A 15,369-nucleotide genomic window follows, 5' to 3' on the forward strand; every position below is an offset into this window, starting at 1 on the left:
CGCCAAAGGGCATATCAATTAGCCCTATGGCGAATGGTATGTCCTTTTTTTATACATAAAATTGGAGATACCATTATGACTACACAACCTACCTCTGTTCTGAATGACATTGTTGCTGTTCAACTGAACGTTAACCAATGGACAGGCCGGAAAAAACTGGCAGAAAATGACCTTTCACTACAAGGTGAAGTTCCACCGAAAGAGATCATTAACCTCGGCAGTAAACACACTACAGATCCCAAGGCTCTCAAGGTATTCAATACTTTGAAACGTCAAATGGAACGAGCTTGCTTGACCATCGGCATCCCGTTCCTTGGTGGATATGCAATACCTTCAGATAAGGCAGATGAACTAGCCAAACGACTAACAAAAATCGTTGGTCAATTTGAACTAGAGAAAACTGCTTATCTTCAAAAGCATGAGTCAATTCAACAAGACTGGATCAAGAATTTCCCTCAATACGAGCGTATTCTTGTGAAAGCGTTGACTCCTACTTCAGATGTTGAGAAACGTATTAATGCATCTTTCTCAATGTTTAAAGTTCAATCCGCCCAGTCTGCCGTCACTGTCGATGCTGGACTATCAAATCAAGTTGATAGTTTGGGAGAAACATTGGATGCAGACATCTTGAAAAGCTCCAATAAGCTACTTGATAGCTTAACGGGTGCAATTCAACCGAACCAAACCAATGTAGCTTCATTGCGGAAACTCCGCGAGAAAGTACAAGGTTTGGCTTTCCTAAATGGTCGCTTTTTGAAGCTAGTAAATAAGATAAAGCAAGTAGAAAGTGCCATGCCTATTACTGGTAAGCTCAACACTGATGAAGTACATAGACTGTCTGGTTTACTGTATCAAATGAGTGATGAAGATAAGTTGCAAGCGTTAATGAGCAACTTAGAAAATGAACCAGTACTGGTTGCCGCTACTCAACCAGCCGTTGAGCCAACACAACCTGTAAGCTTAGAGTCAGCCTTAGAACCTGCCAGTGTCGATTTTGAATCAGACGATGTGTTTGGGTTGGGTGATGCAGACTTTAGTTTCGGAGAACCTGATTCTGATGAGTCAGATCTGGGACTAAGCGAGGCAGATTTTAGTTTTGAGTTCAGCGATATTCCAACGTCGAGCACACAACAATCTGCAACGAAAGCTACATTCTTCTAAGTTCAAAACAAACCCTAGACGAGAGCAATTCCAGTGCAGTATCTATACGGAGAAGTTTCGCGACCTCCGAACGTAAACTTCGTTCTAGCGTCTACTATCAAAATCGTGAAGATTCATGTGTTACAACAGGTTTAGCCTGACATTCAGCTACCGCCTATAAAGTAACACTCACCCATTCGGGCAATACATTGCCTGTTGGGTGAAGGTATTGCCTTTTATTTATTACCAAAAAAGGAAATACCTATGTGCAAAGAACTTTTCGATAACGGAAATGGTGATTTAGTGGAAGCGGCCATCTTTGTTCGAGATAACGTACTCGATACAGACTGTGACCGCGATGATACTGAATGCCCTAACTGCGGTAATCAAGCATCAGAATACGTATTCGATGAATGCTTAGGGGGGGCAATCAATCAGGTCTCTTCACTTGACTGCATGCACTGCGGACACCACGAATGCTCTCAGGAAGTTTGCCCTACATGTGAAGAGAATTTGGAAGCTTCAATTCAAGCATCCGCGGATGCTTTGGAAAGAGATATGGAGGACGGCGGCAAGCTGAGTTTTATTGCTGAATGCATCGATGAACAAATGTCTGAGGGTAGGCCTGTTTCTGGATGCACTATAACTTTGTTTAAGCTGATCATGACGAACAACCCTGGTGCACGCGCTTTTTGTTATCTGGATGATCCAGATAATGATGGCATGTACCGTAGCTGTAGCGTGAAAGAAGCCATAAACATATTCAAAATGCATTTGTTAAACTTAAAATTCAATCGAAATCTTGAATTGAAGATAGCTCAAGCTAAGAAAGCCCCTTAAAGGCTTAACTGAAAATAAAAATCTTTGTAAGTAAGGCGTTTTTTAGCCTTACTTATCGAAGATTTGAGTAAGCGTAGCGCGCTAGCTCGTTTTCTTAACAAACTTAAACCCTATGGGGCCATCAAAGCCCCTGGGGCATTGCTGGCCTTTAATTTTTTTAACGGAGGCCAATATGGCAATTGAAAAACCTAACATGAATTTAGTAATTAAATCTGAAGCTGAATACAAAAAAGTTATGGGTCAACTGTACGAATTGTGTTCACATCCGCTTTACTTCGAGTGTCGACATTACGATCAAGATATCAAAGAAATGCAAGATGCGTTGGATAAATGGGACGAAGATAACTCGCTCTAACTGCTCGACACCAAATTCAATAATATGGTTTGCAAAGCAAAACCTTAGAAGCGATGTTGAGCATCTTTGTTTTCATGATGATAAAAACGAGCTTAGAGCACTGGGAATAGAGCTGCAATATGAGGCACATAGCCGAATCACGTTGCCTCTAAAATTCTCATTTAATCAAGATGCAGTCTATGATGAATTAACTGAGAGTGTGAGTTGTCCACACAAAGGTTTTTTCTATTAGACTAAGCACGATACACACTAACCCAACGTTAGTGTGTATCTCAATGCTGACTTAGGACGCATTGAGATACACATTATTTTGAAAACTAAACCGAGTGTTATAGAATCAAAGCAAGTTAGATTTTAGCCGAGAGTCCTATTTGGACTTTCACTAAATGCTCCACTTGGAGCAAAGCCAAGTCCTCTTTGTGAGGCAAAAAAAGTGGTTGCCGGTAACGGTACGATGTCGGACGAGAATCGTCATAGATCGCGCAAGCGGCGAAAGCAGCGACACCACAAAATCTGCTTTTAAAACATAACCTAATAGTTCCGCTTAACGTGGAACCCTATCAAACCTACGGGTGCAACCATCCGTAGGGAAGTTGCACCCATTTTATTTTAATGAGGTGCATCATGCTTACTCTTAAACAAAACCTACCGATTACTGTTCCCAACGAACTCATTGAGTTCATTTCTGAACATGTACAACGGGACGGTATATCAATCATTGGCTTCAACGACACAAATTACCACCCAAGTACAGGCGGTTTCCGCCCTGTTGAAGTAATGGTTGAAAAGCTCGGTAATTATGTTGCTTTACACTACTACACTGAATTTGCTTATGAAGGACAAAGCAGCGATGCCCAACTTTGTAAGTCAAATGACTTTGATTTATCACTTAATACCTACTATTCAGAGTTCATGGGGATAATGCCACTGAATGATGAAGTAAGCGAAACGTTTGAAATGTTTGTAAAGAACACTATCTCCTACGCTAACTTAGGTATGTATGACGAACTCAAAGTTGACTTTCTCGGTGGTCATTTACTGCTGCATAAAGACATAGTGGAGGTGTAATGATGGAGCTAAATTTTTTCATTATCGCCAACGTAAATAACATTGTTCGAGACTGGATAGCTGAACTCAGTCTATTAAAGTACACCAACGATTCCTGTTCAGGTTTTTTAGTCGATGTTAACGCGACAAAAGAAATCAATGGGGATTTAGACGAACTACTTACACTGATCAATGCAAACAGCACTGATAGTTACACTTTGAACGAACTGGATAATTGCCAATACGTTCATGTGAAAGTAACTAATTGATCCTCTTTTAAATACTCCCACTTGGGCAAAATCTTGCCCTTGGGGTCTAGTGTTTGCCCGTAAAGGAAAACACTATGAATAAACAAGATCAGCTTATACACAATTCCCTACCATTAATCGCAGCCGGACTTGGAGACAAGTTAGGTGTGCGTATAACGGTATCGGGTAATCAGGCGTGGACTGATGGAAAAACCATCAACATTCCAGATTTCAATATCAAATCGAAAGAACACAAAGATGCGGTACTTGGCTTTGTTTCTCATGAAGCTGCACACCTCAAATTTGATTCTTTCAACCTGCAAGGTGACTTCAGTTCCACAGCGTTAAAAAACTATTGGAATATCTTTGAAGACTTGCGCATCGAGAATGCAATGATTGAAAGCATGGTAGGTACTAAGAACTGGATTAACCAGATCTGGATTAACCGTCAAAATGACGGTAGCCGACCACCAATCCAAACTGACGCAAAACCAGCAAGCTGCATTTGTGAATTGTTACTGATGACTTGTCGTGTCAAGCATCGAGGACAAACGCACTTACAGCCCTACTTGGATGCTGCTGAAGACGCATTTTGTTTAAACCTTGGGTTCAAGCTTTATATACAAGTCAATAACTTGTTAAGCAGTGAGCTTCCAAACCTATCTTCATCCAAAGATGCTTACGACTTAGCGGTAAAGGTAAATACCCTTATTAATGAGTTTGATCCTGATGAAGGTGAACCGGATGAACCTAGTCCAGATAGTTCGAGCGACACACCGGAGGATAGTAATCCAGATGACTCGGCCTCTCCTGATGAATCAAATGAACCTGACAGTTCAGATGAAACAGAAGAAGGACCAGGACAAGCTAATGATGCTGAAAGTGAAGAACCCAACTCGCAAGGGTCGGATGATTCACAATCTAGCAGCGTAGAACCTGAACAGCCGGTGGAGAGCGAAGGTAATAACTCTAGCTCAAATTCGACAAGTTCTGGTCAGCAAGAATCAAATCAACCAACGTCAGAGCAAATCAGAGCATCAATAAAAGCGGCAAATGATTCAACTGAAATGTTTGACGATATGAGTAGTTTCGCTCAATCGCTCGAAGTATTAGCAGAAGCTAATCCAGAGCAATCCAGAGTGTCGCTGCCAGAAGTCATCAATGTTGATCCCATAAGCGGAACACGCTGGGGTATTGATTCAAATGTTAACAGCACTTCATCGCAGATTACTGCAAAGCTACAATCCATTGTTGAAGATGAAATGAGAGTGCGATGTAGAACGAAGTCTTCAGGTTTAAAGCTGAATTCTAAAACTTTACACCGCTACGCTGTTAATGATGCTCGGCTTTTCAAACAGAAAAGCAAAAAGCTTCAGATTGATACGGTTGTTGAGGTCTGTGTAGACAACTCAGGCTCGATGACATCTCGTAATCTGATGAGTACAGCAAGGGAAGCTCAACTCGCTCTTGCAAAGGCTCTATCTCGAATCAATGGGGTAGGCATCGGTGCATCTGCGTTTCCTGACTCTGATTGCGATAGAAACATACTTAACTTGTTAGACGAAGGTGAAAGTGTCAACAAACTAGCCATGCGTTATCACAAAGTTGATGGTAGGGGAGGGTCAACCCCAACAGCTTCTGCATTGTGGCATTGCATACGCAAAGTATGTAGCAGCAGAAAACATCACAAGGTCATCATCATTATCACTGATGGTTATCCGAATGGTGGTCAAAGAGAAGAACTTGCTCGTTTGGTCTGTAAAGCTACCAAAAGTGGTATTACTGTTATAGGCGTTGCCATTGGCACCATTTCTAGTAGTAAACAAGCGTTCTACCAATACTTCCCTAATGCACTGTTTATTCAGGACATTAGAGAACTCAAATCAGAGTTATTCAAAGTAGCTAAAGATATTTTAGTGACTCGGTAACTTATTAATATCAAACCCAATCGGGCAATACTGCCCGTAGGGAATGGTGTTGCCCTTTTTTTAAGGAACAACATCATGGAACAGCTATTAATTCCACTAGAGGTTCAGAGCCAAACCGAGTTTTATGGTGTATGGACTGAAAGCGAAATCGTCATGATGCAAGAGGGCATGTTAATTCAGGCTCTTAATGAAATTAATGACGGACGCAAATCTAGCACAATGCGGAAAGAAGCAATCGAATGGTTAATGAACGAAAGTGATGAACCATTTAGTGCTGATATCTGCGCATTAAAATGTGGCTATGACATTAACACCTTACGTGCTTATCTACGCCCAATTGTTCGGAAATACTACTCTTAACAATCCACTTCCAATTTGATACCTGCCCACACCAAATTCAATTTAAGCCTTGTGCTTAAAGATCATGATTTGGTGATAGGGCATAAATTTGCGTCTAACTATTGGGCACAAATTTATGGGTTATCACTCATACACCCAAACGGGGCTATTTCCCCGTATGGGGATAGTCCCTGTTAATCAGGAGGCTACATGAGCATTTCTATTCCTCTCGTTATTGTTATTGCCATTAAATTATCTGTTATCGCCTATGCGTTGCAGGTATATGGCACTCCAATACCTAAGAGTTCAGACAAGTAATTCTATCGACTTCTTCTACTTGGGGCTTTTCAAAGCCTTGCCTGTCCCTTGCGGGCTTCGAAAAGCCTCAAGGACTATAGGAGAAGCATCATGATAGGCATTACTACACAACCAACCAATCAAAAACATCATTTACAGGCACAGCAAAATCAAAGCCTTGTAGATGAAATTTCAAATCCAACTTGGACTGACCAAATGATTGAAGATCTTCAATACGGCATGATCAAAAGTGCTATTGACGATATTCGGGATGGTCGGAAATCCAAGTTAATGCGGCAAGAAGCAACCGAATGGCTACTAGAAGATGACTATGTTCATCCTCTGTCATTTTGTAATTGTTGCCGTTCATTAGGTTTAGACGCTGAGCTATTACGTTCAATGCTTAGCCGTCTACTACAAGGGAGATTCCACTATGAATCAATCTAAAGTAGCTGTAGTAAAAGCAGCGGCAAAAGGTCGCTGGTTAGAAGTTCTTGAGGCTGTCGCGCCAAGTCTTTCCGAAGCAACAAAAAACGTTGAGAACCACGTACCTTGTCCAATAAATGGTGGTACTGATGGATTTAGACTTTTTAAAGATGCAAAGGAAACTGGCGGTGGGGTTTCAAATCAACACGGTGTATTTCGCAATGGTTTTGACCTACTTATGTGGGTTTTAGATCGAGATTTTCAGTACGTTCTAAATGAAGTTGCAGACTATCTTGGTCTTAGTGGCAAGGAGTGGAAGGGTGCTAGTATCCAAACGCAACAAATACAGCCACAACCAAAAGTGGATGCCAGTCATCTCAAAAAATGTCGGTATTCATTGCGAAAAGCATGGCAAACCGCATATGACTTGACTGCACCGGAAGCTAAGCTAGCTCGAATTTACTTGTCTCGTAGAGGCTTAGACTTAAAAAAGCTAAACCTCTATGGTTTGAGTAAAACTATGCGCTTTAACCCTGCAATGCCCTTGTATGAAACACGTAAAATCAACGGCATTAAGAAGAACCTTTTCATTGGCAAGTTTCCAGCTCTCGTTTCGCTGGTCACTTATCCCGATGGTAAGGCAGCAACAATTCATCGAACCTTCTTGGATCATCAAGGCAATAAGCTAAAGATGGCTGTGGAAGGTATCGATGTTAATGCTAAAAAATTGATGCCTCGATGTGAGTCTCGTCCTTTAACGGGAAGCGCAATACACTTGGCAGAAATCAATGGAGAAATCCTGCACGTAACTGAAGGTATAGAAACAGCATTGTCAGTAAAGCAAATGCTTGCTGACAGAGGTTGTCAAAATGAACCCGTATGGGCGTGTATATCATCAACTATCTTGGAAAGCTTTCAGCCACCTAAAGGGGTCAAGTACATCTTTGTTTGGGCTGATAAAGACACTAAGCGTGTTGTTCATGGCAAAACCGTAGAAGCTGGGTTAGATGCTGCTATGGGGCTTGCAGAACGCCTAGAAGATAGCGATGAATGGGTAGCGATTATGTATCCGACCTGGGATATCCCAACCGGAGTTAAATCTATTGATTGGAATGATGTCTTAGTTGAACACGGCACAAGCAAATTTCCTCATCATCATACACAAATATGGATGGGGGCTTGCTAATGATTCGTTTCATTACAGATATTAAATCTCCACAAGAGCCTGATATTCTCACGCCGAACCGGTTCAACCAGTTGTTAATTGTGAGTTTAGAAGGTCAACTGTTAGCTACCTATAATGCGCCAATGAATGGCTGGACACACGATGTTCTAGTCAGGCTATCGCGGCTATTCCCGCAGCAGTGGGGATATTGCGGGGCAGATGCTCTACTTGGTGATCAATTTGTTGGTTCAACAGAAATTTAATTGAGATAACCCACACGCCAAAGGCGTGTGGGACATCTTTAACTTATACTTAAACACAATTACTCCTTTGATACCTTTCCCTCTGAACACCCAACACCAAACGTCTTAACATTGTTAAGTTGTTCGCTTATCACACTGTTCTAATAATACCCGCAACGCAATCTAGCCTCATTTCTCGCTGACTTTGGAAATTCGAAAAGTGTGAGTCAATAAGAGATGAAACACATTCCGTCGAATTAAGACTAAGGGATTATTAAATGAACAAACTCTTACTACCTATAGCTGTAGGTGTAGTCATTTCCAGTTTTGCTCACGCGCAAAACCAACCAACGCAAACCAAGAAACAAACCTTAGCTAACGAAAGTGGCAGCGATAACAAATACTTCGCAGATAGTGAAAAAGGTTGGTATTGGTATGAACAACTACCGCAAGATGAGAAAGAAAAGTTCCTAGAAAAACTAAAGCAGGAACAACCGCTAACTACACCCAAGCCAGCCAAAACCAAGCCAGAAAAAAAGCCACTATCAAGCGCATGGTTTAGAGAGAATTTTCAAAAATATGCTGATGCCGCGATGAACAATCCATATGACCAGGAGGCAATGCGAACTTATCTGTATTTAGAAAAGTTTATGCGTGACCGCGCCGTTGCATTTGGTATGGAACGACAAAAAGCAGTAATGGCTGAACCGTTCCTTGACCAAACCTCATCTCGCCCAATCGCTAACTTTGGGATGAAGACTATGAATGTACAAGCATCTCAAAATAAGCATGCGCTACTAGAAGAAATGGGTAACGAGTCCGGCTTATATTTCTTCTACCGCAGTGAAGATGTATTCAGTGAACGGCAAGCAGAGCTAGTGGCACAGTTACAGTCGGAGTTTGGCTTCACTATATTCCCTGTTTCAATGGATGGCACACCTCCACCAACCGTTCTTGGTGAAGCTTTTGAAGTCAACACAACACAAGCCCAATCACTAGGTATTCAAGTCCTACCCGCTACGTACCTGTTCAACCCAAACACCAGAGCAATTGAACTAGTAGGTCAGGGGATGCACTCCATAACCGACCTAAAGGATCGCCTTTTGTTTGCTGCATTGCGTTCAGGTCTGATTGACGAACAACAGTACCAATTAACCAAACCAAGCGGTCTTTATGTTGATCCAAATGGCTACGTAACCAGTGGACTTCAAGTTCCTGAGAATGCCCCACAAGAATTTCAAAAACTTTATCAACAAAGCTTATCAGCGCAATAAACAAGGAGATTACTGCAATGAAACTAAATCTATTAACGGGCAGCTTGTTTATGGTCAGCTTATTAAATACGCCACTTGCTACTGCAAGCATAAATGACCAAATGCGCGATACCTTCAATATGCTAACCAACACAACAACTCCTAATGCCTATAACACTGCCCGTCGAGGCGTGATATCCGGTGGCAGCTTGTTTATGAAAGCTCCTATCAAACGCTCAAATTTAGTATCTGCAACCGCGCCATCAGTATCCGCAGGGTGTGGTGGGATAAATCTGTATGGCGGTAGCTTCTCGTTCATTAACAAAGATGAATTTATTCAAACATTTCAGGCAATTGGCGCTAATGCTCTTGGATATGGTGTAAAACTGGCTTTGCAATCAGCGTGTCCAACCTGTGAACAGATCATGACTTCTCTGGAAAAAACAGCGCAGTTTGCCAACAACATTAATATTGATAGCTGCCAAGCGGCGCAAGGCATTGTTAATGCGGGAATAGACTTTGCGACAACGGCAAAAGCCGATACATCAGCGAAGACTCTCGGTGTCAACAGCGGTCAATGGGAAGACCTAAACGAAGCATGGGGATGGGCTAATGAAGCTGGTCACTCTCCATCTAAAGTTTTGGCTACAGCTGATCCTACAACCACGAAGGAGAAAATCACTATCAATGCGACATGGAAAGCGATGAAGGAAAGCAAAGTTCATAGCCTATACGGTGGAGATGACGAGTTCTTAGAGTTACTTATGACCATGATTGGTACAGTAGTAATCAAAAACGGAAGTAGTGACCCAGAATCAGATCCTAAGCCTACGGTGTACCAGGGACGTACCATTAGACTAACCGACTTAATAGACGGTGGCACATTCAAAATTTATGACTGTGATACATCGGATAAAAACGGCTGTTTAAATGCACCGCTTGCACCATCTAAATCTGTCACTATCAAAGGGTTACGTGATCGTGTATATGATGCCTTACTTGGAAGCGATGGTGTCATTGTTGCCTACCAAAATGACACTGAGTGGAGTACTAACGCAAAACAAACTCTCAAGTTCCCAACGATGATTGGTCAATTTTGTAATCAAAAAATCTACCAAGCTGCGGTTAACGGCACAGTGGCTACGGTTGGTACTTACATAGCCAATACCTGTGCGGAGCGTTTGGCTCTTGATCTCGCATATATGCAAATAACGTCATACATCCAAGTAACACAAGCGGCTCTTAAAAACCTTTTCACTACTGACAGTCAAGAATCAGCGAAGACGCAAGCTGAAAAGGTGCTCCTAGATAGCTCTAAGTACTATCTGGAAGAATATAACCTTCTATCTAAAGACTCTGATTTCCAAGATATCAAAGTGAAGCTTGATAGTGTCAACTTTGGTGAAGGTGAAACCAATACACTGACAGGTAAGTAATTATGGTTTGGAACATTGTAAGCTTTGGGGATGTGGTAACACTTCAAACCGTTTTTAACGCTGTTGGTGCAATATCGGCTAACTCAACTTACAAAGCAGCAGCGGCGGCTGTTGCTTTATTAGTGTTCATTATCGCTATGCTTTCTTCATTGTCAGATGGAAAACAGGAGTTACCCATACCACGACTACTAGCGGCGTTTTTCATATATGTTGCTGGATTCAATACATTGGGTACAGTCGGCATTGAGAATAGATATGATGGCACGACTACCACCATAGACAACATTCCTATTGCCATCGCTGTACCAGCTTCGCTAATCAGTAATATTGGGCTAGAGCTGGCTGAACTGACTGAAACCGCATTCGGCACTACCAACCCGCAGGAACGTGTTACTGAGAGGGGCTATCTAAGCCCCTTAAAAGCATTGGCTGCATATAGAGATATCGCGTATAAGTCCTGTCCGGCAGGGGATGGTAACTCTGTATTATCCGGCTATAGATTTTGTCCTAGCTTCCACAATTACATGCGTGACTGTGCGATGGTTAAAGCAAAGCGAGATGGTTTGACTCGAACTATGAAAGAAGGGGACTTTTTTACCAACATTCAGTTCAATTCATCGTCATTCGCAACATTTCTAGTGCGCTCAAGCGGAGTTATAGAAGAACAATCCTGTATGGACGCATATTCGAAAATTATCACTATGATCAACTCTGGTGATTTCGTCACCATGTATTCCTACTTCAACGAGAGAATGGGGGTACGTACTGGCGAGAACGTAGAGAGTGTTACTAGCGATGTCCTCGCTTCAATTGGCGCTAATGCTGCTATGAATCGTAATCTGATGAAAACGATGATGGCAAGCAAACTCGCTGAAGAAGGTGAGCTATCGTTCTACCACAAAAACAACGCTTCCGACTACGCAGAAAACCTACAAAGCTCCGTAGAACAGAGAAATTACGGCTGGATCATTCAAGGAGAGATGTGGGTACAAATCGTAAACAAGTTCATTGCCATAATGGAATGCTTGCTATACGCCCTCACACCGTTCATTGGATTGATGGCGCTATGTGGCTCTGTAGGCTCCAAAACGCTCCTTCTATTCCTACAGATGCTTACGGTCATTCAATTAATCCCGATGCTACTGGTTGTCGCTCAGAGTGTTGTTATGGGACAGATGGCTAGAGCTGTGACAGAGATAGGATTGCAATATGAAACTGGCTCAATTGAATGGATACAAGCAATATTTGAGCAAGCAAAAGATCTCTTAGGCTTAGGGGGAATGATTGCGGCTACTATCGTACCGGCTATGGCTATGTCGCTCGTTACCGGCTCTGGCATGGCGATGATGGGAGCAATGAAAAGTGCAGCAGCAACCGCTAAAGACACAGATGCCACACCGGAAATAGCGAAACAGGGTGGCGCTATTGAAGATTGGGGATCATTAAACAGCGGTACTCGTGATGCGTATGGAAACACCATGACTCAGAGCGCGGAATCGCGTGTCGGCAACATTTCAAGAAATTTGGCGAACGCAAGTTCTGTGTCAGAGGCCCAAACTAGGATGCAAACGGCACAAGCTAATTACCAGCAAGCAGTCGAGAATGCCCTAATCAATTCGAATGGTAATGCTTTCAGCACTAACGAGATACTAAAGGCAGGTCAGTCTATTAATTCCGGCTCTAGCACCATGCAAAACTTCGCTGAGAAGCACCTTACATCTCTTGCTGACTCATATGGCCTACAGGGACAAGAGAAGAACGAATTTATCCTGGCTATGTCTGCCGGGCTCCAAGTGGTCGGTACTGGTGGGAAAACGGCTGAACAATTTGCAGAATCTTTATCGTCAGATGTAGGCAAAGCATATAAAGACGCAACATCAGGCGAAAAGGGAATTGCCCTACAAGCTAAGTTCGATGAAGCAAAAAATGCAGCCTACGAAAATGGCGAGTCTGTTACCACCAATAACAGCGAAATGGACTCAAGAGCTGAGAGGGTATCACAAGCGAGACAAGAGGTAGAAGCTAGCACAGATCAATACCAAAATGCAGTAAGTGCTACAGATACAGCGTCAATCATGAACGACGACGTAAGAATGGGACTAGCCATGATTGGACAAGACGAAAATGTTCAAAGTAGCCTCGATAAACAGATTAACGAAAACAGAGATAATCCTGAGTGGCTAAGAAGGTTTTCTCAGAACTATCAGGAAATGGATGGTGGCGTAAATGCTACAGATTTAGACTCTGACAGTGCCAAACTAGCAGCGTTTATGATAACGAATAACGAGCTAGGAAATATGGAAGATAACCAAGCAGTTCTTAGTCAGTACCATGGACAACAACCATCATCACCTGAAGAGATCAGAACTAATGGAGTCAATCCAAATATATCTGAAGAATTACCAAACAATCTTAAATATGGTGATTTGGATAGACAAAAAATTGTGGGTCCAACAAAAGGTGTAGTACCAAGTAGTCTCAATGTCGATGAGAATGATCCGTTATCCGAAAGTAGAACTAACTTGATGGATAATTTCACCAAGAATGCCAATAACGTTGAAAAATCTGGGGATGAGTTCTTCAACAGTGACCAATTTAAACAGTATCAAGACAAAGTCGATGATATGAAGCAAAAGCTAGGAATTAAAGATGATACCAATATTGTTCCTATGGGACATACACAAGATTATATAAAGGACTCAATTGCTAGCATGCTAGCTGGTGATATATTTGACGATATTTCTCAAAAAATTGGATACGTTGCAAACCCAATTTCTGAACAGGTAAATACTGCAAAAGAAACAATATCGAATGCATATAACACTATGAGAGCTGCCTTTTATGAATCACCAATAGGACAGGCAGAGATAGAAGCAACTGAGATGATTTCTGAAAAGTTCAATGCACTAAATGAATACTTGGACAGCAGTGAATCGTTGGATAATCTAGAACAATTAAAGGAAACAGTTAGTGGGTTTATTGACGATGTCAGTGGAGAAATGGCTAATTTATTCACATACGAAAGTGAATATAAATAACCTGAACAAATTGATTATTAAAATAACGCCTCAACATCAAAGAGCAGCGATAAAAAATATTTACCCGCTATAGTCAATGATAATGAAAACCAATCTGAGGAAAGCATTATAGGAGAAAGTGGCTAGCTTATGTTTAATAGTAATTTAAAGACAGACAAAGAGCCATTTAGCCAATGGTAATGATGATTCAGGTGAATACAGCACTAATTATTCCCACTATGAAAAAATAGAACAAGAAGAAAGGAGAGATGAAAATAGTAGAAATGAAGTTGAAAGATTACAGTCAATAGATAGTGACTACAATCCAGTAGGGGTTGATGATATACTCCGATAGAAAAATAAAAAACCTTGGTTCTTCCAAGGTTTTTATAAGCTTTCATCATATTTATTTTTAATAGTGTTAAAACCATCCTTATCTATAGTTGCATCACCTTTGAACTTCACATCAGGATAACTAGAATTACCTAAACATGAACCATAGACACATTGAATATCACCTTTAATTAATTTATATACAATATAGAAAAAAAAGATATAGCAATACACAAAAACATAAATTAACTCCTAACGTCTTATTTTAATCGGTGCATCATCATAAGTTCTAGCTTTCTTATTCACACCTACACTCTTATCTACTTCAATGAAATATGCTCTATAAACAAGGTAACAACAAACACCTATAATAGCGTCAAACAAACTAAACCCATATTTTAGATAGCCAAAAGAAAGAATTGCGACTATGATTAGGAATACACCAGTATCCGCAAACTTCCACAATATGTTTATTGACTTGTCTTCCATAATCACCTCCATTTACTCATATAGTAACAAATAAATATAGTTTCCAAAAAATATAGTTCATAAGTAAAAATAAACCAGAACCATATTACAGCATTCACAATTAAAAATCACAAGAGCGTTCACATAGTGCCAAAAACCTCCATAGAAATCTTCACATTGGCAAGCTCTAAATGTAAGTGCCAAAAACCTACCTTTTTGGCCCCGTATCTTATAGTGCCAAAAACCTACCTTTTTGGTTACTACATTTGTAATGGTATAATTTGATGAAATCAACTTATAGCATAATCACTAGTATTGGAGAGTGTATGCAAGCGATAGTCGATGCTATCTACGAGGAAATAGATGGCTTGTATAAAAAGACAGAAGCGATTCAAGGTGTTTGGCGAAGGGCTATAGCAGAGAGAGAGTTCAACAGGGACTATTCTGACAAGAAAAACATAGAGTCTACAAATTACGAAATGCGAATAGAGTTTGTAGGATTTAGTTTCCGTGTTCGTTGGCATGAAATTCGATTTGTTAGAAATGGTAATAAGACTTTGCGGTTGGTGAAATCTATTGCTGTTCCTGAAAGTGGGAAATACAAGGCATCACAATTTGGTAAGGCACAGGAATGGGAGCTTCTTCTTATAACAAAAATGGAAGATGCTTTATCAGAAGTCCGTTACCAATTAAAACATTTAGGTAAGGCTCATAATGCTGTAGTTTGGGCTTCAAAACGTTCTAAGCAAAAAATCAAGGCAATAGAAATTAAACATCGTGTTGAGAAAACAAATCGTTCTATCAAAGCGATTAAAGAGTCATTGAAAAAATAGGA

The 15,369-nt window shown here is 41.0% G+C and carries 15 protein-coding genes; 14 read left to right on the forward strand and 1 reads right to left on the reverse strand.

Annotated elements, in window-relative coordinates; all coding sequences use genetic code 11:
• Nucleotides 1-75: 75 nt before the first annotated feature.
• The 13 genes from BS333_RS21145 to BS333_RS21205 all read left to right on the forward strand — a co-directional run bounded on the left by BS333_RS21145 (nucleotide 76) and on the right by BS333_RS21205 (nucleotide 13,754).
• Nucleotides 76-1,161 carry a DUF3150 domain-containing protein gene (locus BS333_RS21145; RefSeq protein WP_021709018.1) on the forward strand — a complete coding sequence of 362 codons (1,086 nt, stop codon included), beginning with the start codon at nucleotides 76-78 and terminating at the stop codon, nucleotides 1,159-1,161.
• A gap of 243 nt (nucleotides 1,162-1,404) precedes the next feature.
• Entirely contained in the window at nucleotides 1,405-1,980 is a 576-nt protein-coding gene (locus BS333_RS21150; RefSeq protein ID WP_021709017.1) for a hypothetical protein, read from the forward strand.
• A gap of 172 nt (nucleotides 1,981-2,152) precedes the next feature.
• Complete coding sequence (locus BS333_RS21155) at nucleotides 2,153-2,335, forward strand: hypothetical protein (protein ID WP_021709016.1); 183 nt, start codon at nucleotides 2,153-2,155, stop codon at nucleotides 2,333-2,335.
• Nucleotides 2,336-2,959: 624 nt separating this feature from the next.
• Entirely contained in the window at nucleotides 2,960-3,403 is a 444-nt protein-coding gene (locus tag BS333_RS21160) for a DUF2787 family protein (protein ID WP_021709014.1), read from the forward strand.
• Nucleotides 3,403-3,651 (forward strand): hypothetical protein, encoded by a 249-nt coding sequence (locus BS333_RS21165; protein ID WP_021709013.1) that lies wholly within the window; start codon nucleotides 3,403-3,405, stop codon nucleotides 3,649-3,651. The genes BS333_RS21160 and BS333_RS21165 overlap by 1 nt, the downstream gene beginning before the upstream one ends.
• Before the next feature lie 74 nt (nucleotides 3,652-3,725).
• Nucleotides 3,726-5,558, forward strand: a complete 1,833-nt coding sequence (locus tag BS333_RS21170; protein WP_021709012.1) for a VWA domain-containing protein — start codon at nucleotides 3,726-3,728, stop codon at nucleotides 5,556-5,558.
• 75 nt (nucleotides 5,559-5,633) lie between these two features.
• Complete coding sequence (locus BS333_RS21175) at nucleotides 5,634-5,918, forward strand: hypothetical protein (RefSeq protein ID WP_021709011.1); 285 nt, start codon at nucleotides 5,634-5,636, stop codon at nucleotides 5,916-5,918.
• Between the two features lie 387 nt (nucleotides 5,919-6,305).
• Nucleotides 6,306-6,641, forward strand: coding sequence for a hypothetical protein (locus tag BS333_RS21180; RefSeq protein WP_021709010.1), 336 nt, complete (start codon nucleotides 6,306-6,308; stop codon nucleotides 6,639-6,641).
• On the forward strand, nucleotides 6,628-7,806 hold the full coding sequence (locus tag BS333_RS21185; protein ID WP_021709009.1) for a toprim domain-containing protein: 1,179 nt from the start codon (nucleotides 6,628-6,630) through the stop codon (nucleotides 7,804-7,806). The genes BS333_RS21180 and BS333_RS21185 overlap by 14 nt, the downstream gene beginning before the upstream one ends.
• On the forward strand, nucleotides 7,806-8,048 hold the full coding sequence (locus BS333_RS21190) for a hypothetical protein (RefSeq protein ID WP_021709008.1): 243 nt from the start codon (nucleotides 7,806-7,808) through the stop codon (nucleotides 8,046-8,048). Before BS333_RS21185 ends, BS333_RS21190 begins: the two co-directional genes overlap by 1 nt.
• A 257-nt stretch (nucleotides 8,049-8,305) precedes the next feature.
• Nucleotides 8,306-9,301 carry a conjugal transfer protein TraF gene (gene traF / locus BS333_RS21195; RefSeq protein ID WP_021709007.1) on the forward strand — a complete coding sequence of 332 codons (996 nt, stop codon included), beginning with the start codon at nucleotides 8,306-8,308 and terminating at the stop codon, nucleotides 9,299-9,301.
• Between the two features lie 17 nt (nucleotides 9,302-9,318).
• A complete protein-coding gene (locus BS333_RS21200) occupies nucleotides 9,319-10,716 on the forward strand; it encodes a conjugal transfer protein TraH (RefSeq protein WP_021709006.1) in 1,398 nt (465 codons plus the stop codon).
• Between the two features lie 2 nt (nucleotides 10,717-10,718).
• Nucleotides 10,719-13,754 carry a conjugal transfer protein TraG N-terminal domain-containing protein gene (locus tag BS333_RS21205; protein ID WP_021709005.1) on the forward strand — a complete coding sequence of 1,012 codons (3,036 nt, stop codon included), beginning with the start codon at nucleotides 10,719-10,721 and terminating at the stop codon, nucleotides 13,752-13,754.
• Nucleotides 13,755-14,318: 564 nt separating this feature from the next.
• Here the strand turns inward: BS333_RS21205 and BS333_RS21215 are convergent.
• Nucleotides 14,319-14,555: a hypothetical protein gene (locus BS333_RS21215; RefSeq protein WP_021709003.1), complete on the reverse strand. Its 237-nt coding sequence runs from the start codon at nucleotides 14,553-14,555 to the stop codon at nucleotides 14,319-14,321.
• A gap of 305 nt (nucleotides 14,556-14,860) precedes the next feature.
• Between BS333_RS21215 and mobI the strand changes: the two genes are divergently transcribed.
• Nucleotides 14,861-15,367 carry a conjugative transfer protein MobI(A/C) gene (gene mobI, locus BS333_RS21220; protein WP_021709002.1) on the forward strand — a complete coding sequence of 169 codons (507 nt, stop codon included), beginning with the start codon at nucleotides 14,861-14,863 and terminating at the stop codon, nucleotides 15,365-15,367.
• The last annotated feature ends 2 nt before the right edge of the window (nucleotides 15,368-15,369 follow it).

Origin of the sequence: Vibrio azureus (genome assembly GCF_002849855.1) — a bacterium.
Taxonomy (GTDB): Bacteria; Pseudomonadota; Gammaproteobacteria; order Enterobacterales; family Vibrionaceae; genus Vibrio; species Vibrio azureus.

Excerpts from the sequence above, each read along its gene's own strand:
- BS333_RS21145 (WP_021709018.1), top strand. The coding sequence starts at position 76 with ATGACTACACAACCTACCTCTGTTCTGAATGACATTGTTGCTGTTCAA.
- BS333_RS21150 (WP_021709017.1), top strand. The coding sequence starts at position 1,405 with ATGTGCAAAGAACTTTTCGATAACGGAAATGGTGATTTAGTGGAAGCG.
- BS333_RS21155 (WP_021709016.1), top strand. The coding sequence starts at position 2,153 with ATGGCAATTGAAAAACCTAACATGAATTTAGTAATTAAATCTGAAGCT.
- BS333_RS21160 (WP_021709014.1), top strand. The coding sequence starts at position 2,960 with ATGCTTACTCTTAAACAAAACCTACCGATTACTGTTCCCAACGAACTC.
- BS333_RS21165 (WP_021709013.1), top strand. The coding sequence starts at position 3,403 with ATGATGGAGCTAAATTTTTTCATTATCGCCAACGTAAATAACATTGTT.
- BS333_RS21170 (WP_021709012.1), top strand. The coding sequence starts at position 3,726 with ATGAATAAACAAGATCAGCTTATACACAATTCCCTACCATTAATCGCA.
- BS333_RS21175 (WP_021709011.1), top strand. The coding sequence starts at position 5,634 with ATGGAACAGCTATTAATTCCACTAGAGGTTCAGAGCCAAACCGAGTTT.
- BS333_RS21180 (WP_021709010.1), top strand. The coding sequence starts at position 6,306 with ATGATAGGCATTACTACACAACCAACCAATCAAAAACATCATTTACAG.
- BS333_RS21185 (WP_021709009.1), top strand. The coding sequence starts at position 6,628 with ATGAATCAATCTAAAGTAGCTGTAGTAAAAGCAGCGGCAAAAGGTCGC.
- BS333_RS21190 (WP_021709008.1), top strand. The coding sequence starts at position 7,806 with ATGATTCGTTTCATTACAGATATTAAATCTCCACAAGAGCCTGATATT.
- traF (WP_021709007.1), top strand. The coding sequence starts at position 8,306 with ATGAACAAACTCTTACTACCTATAGCTGTAGGTGTAGTCATTTCCAGT.
- BS333_RS21200 (WP_021709006.1), top strand. The coding sequence starts at position 9,319 with ATGAAACTAAATCTATTAACGGGCAGCTTGTTTATGGTCAGCTTATTA.
- BS333_RS21205 (WP_021709005.1), top strand. The coding sequence starts at position 10,719 with ATGGTTTGGAACATTGTAAGCTTTGGGGATGTGGTAACACTTCAAACC.
- BS333_RS21215 (WP_021709003.1), bottom strand. The coding sequence starts at position 14,555 with ATGGAAGACAAGTCAATAAACATATTGTGGAAGTTTGCGGATACTGGT.
- mobI (WP_021709002.1), top strand. The coding sequence starts at position 14,861 with ATGCAAGCGATAGTCGATGCTATCTACGAGGAAATAGATGGCTTGTAT.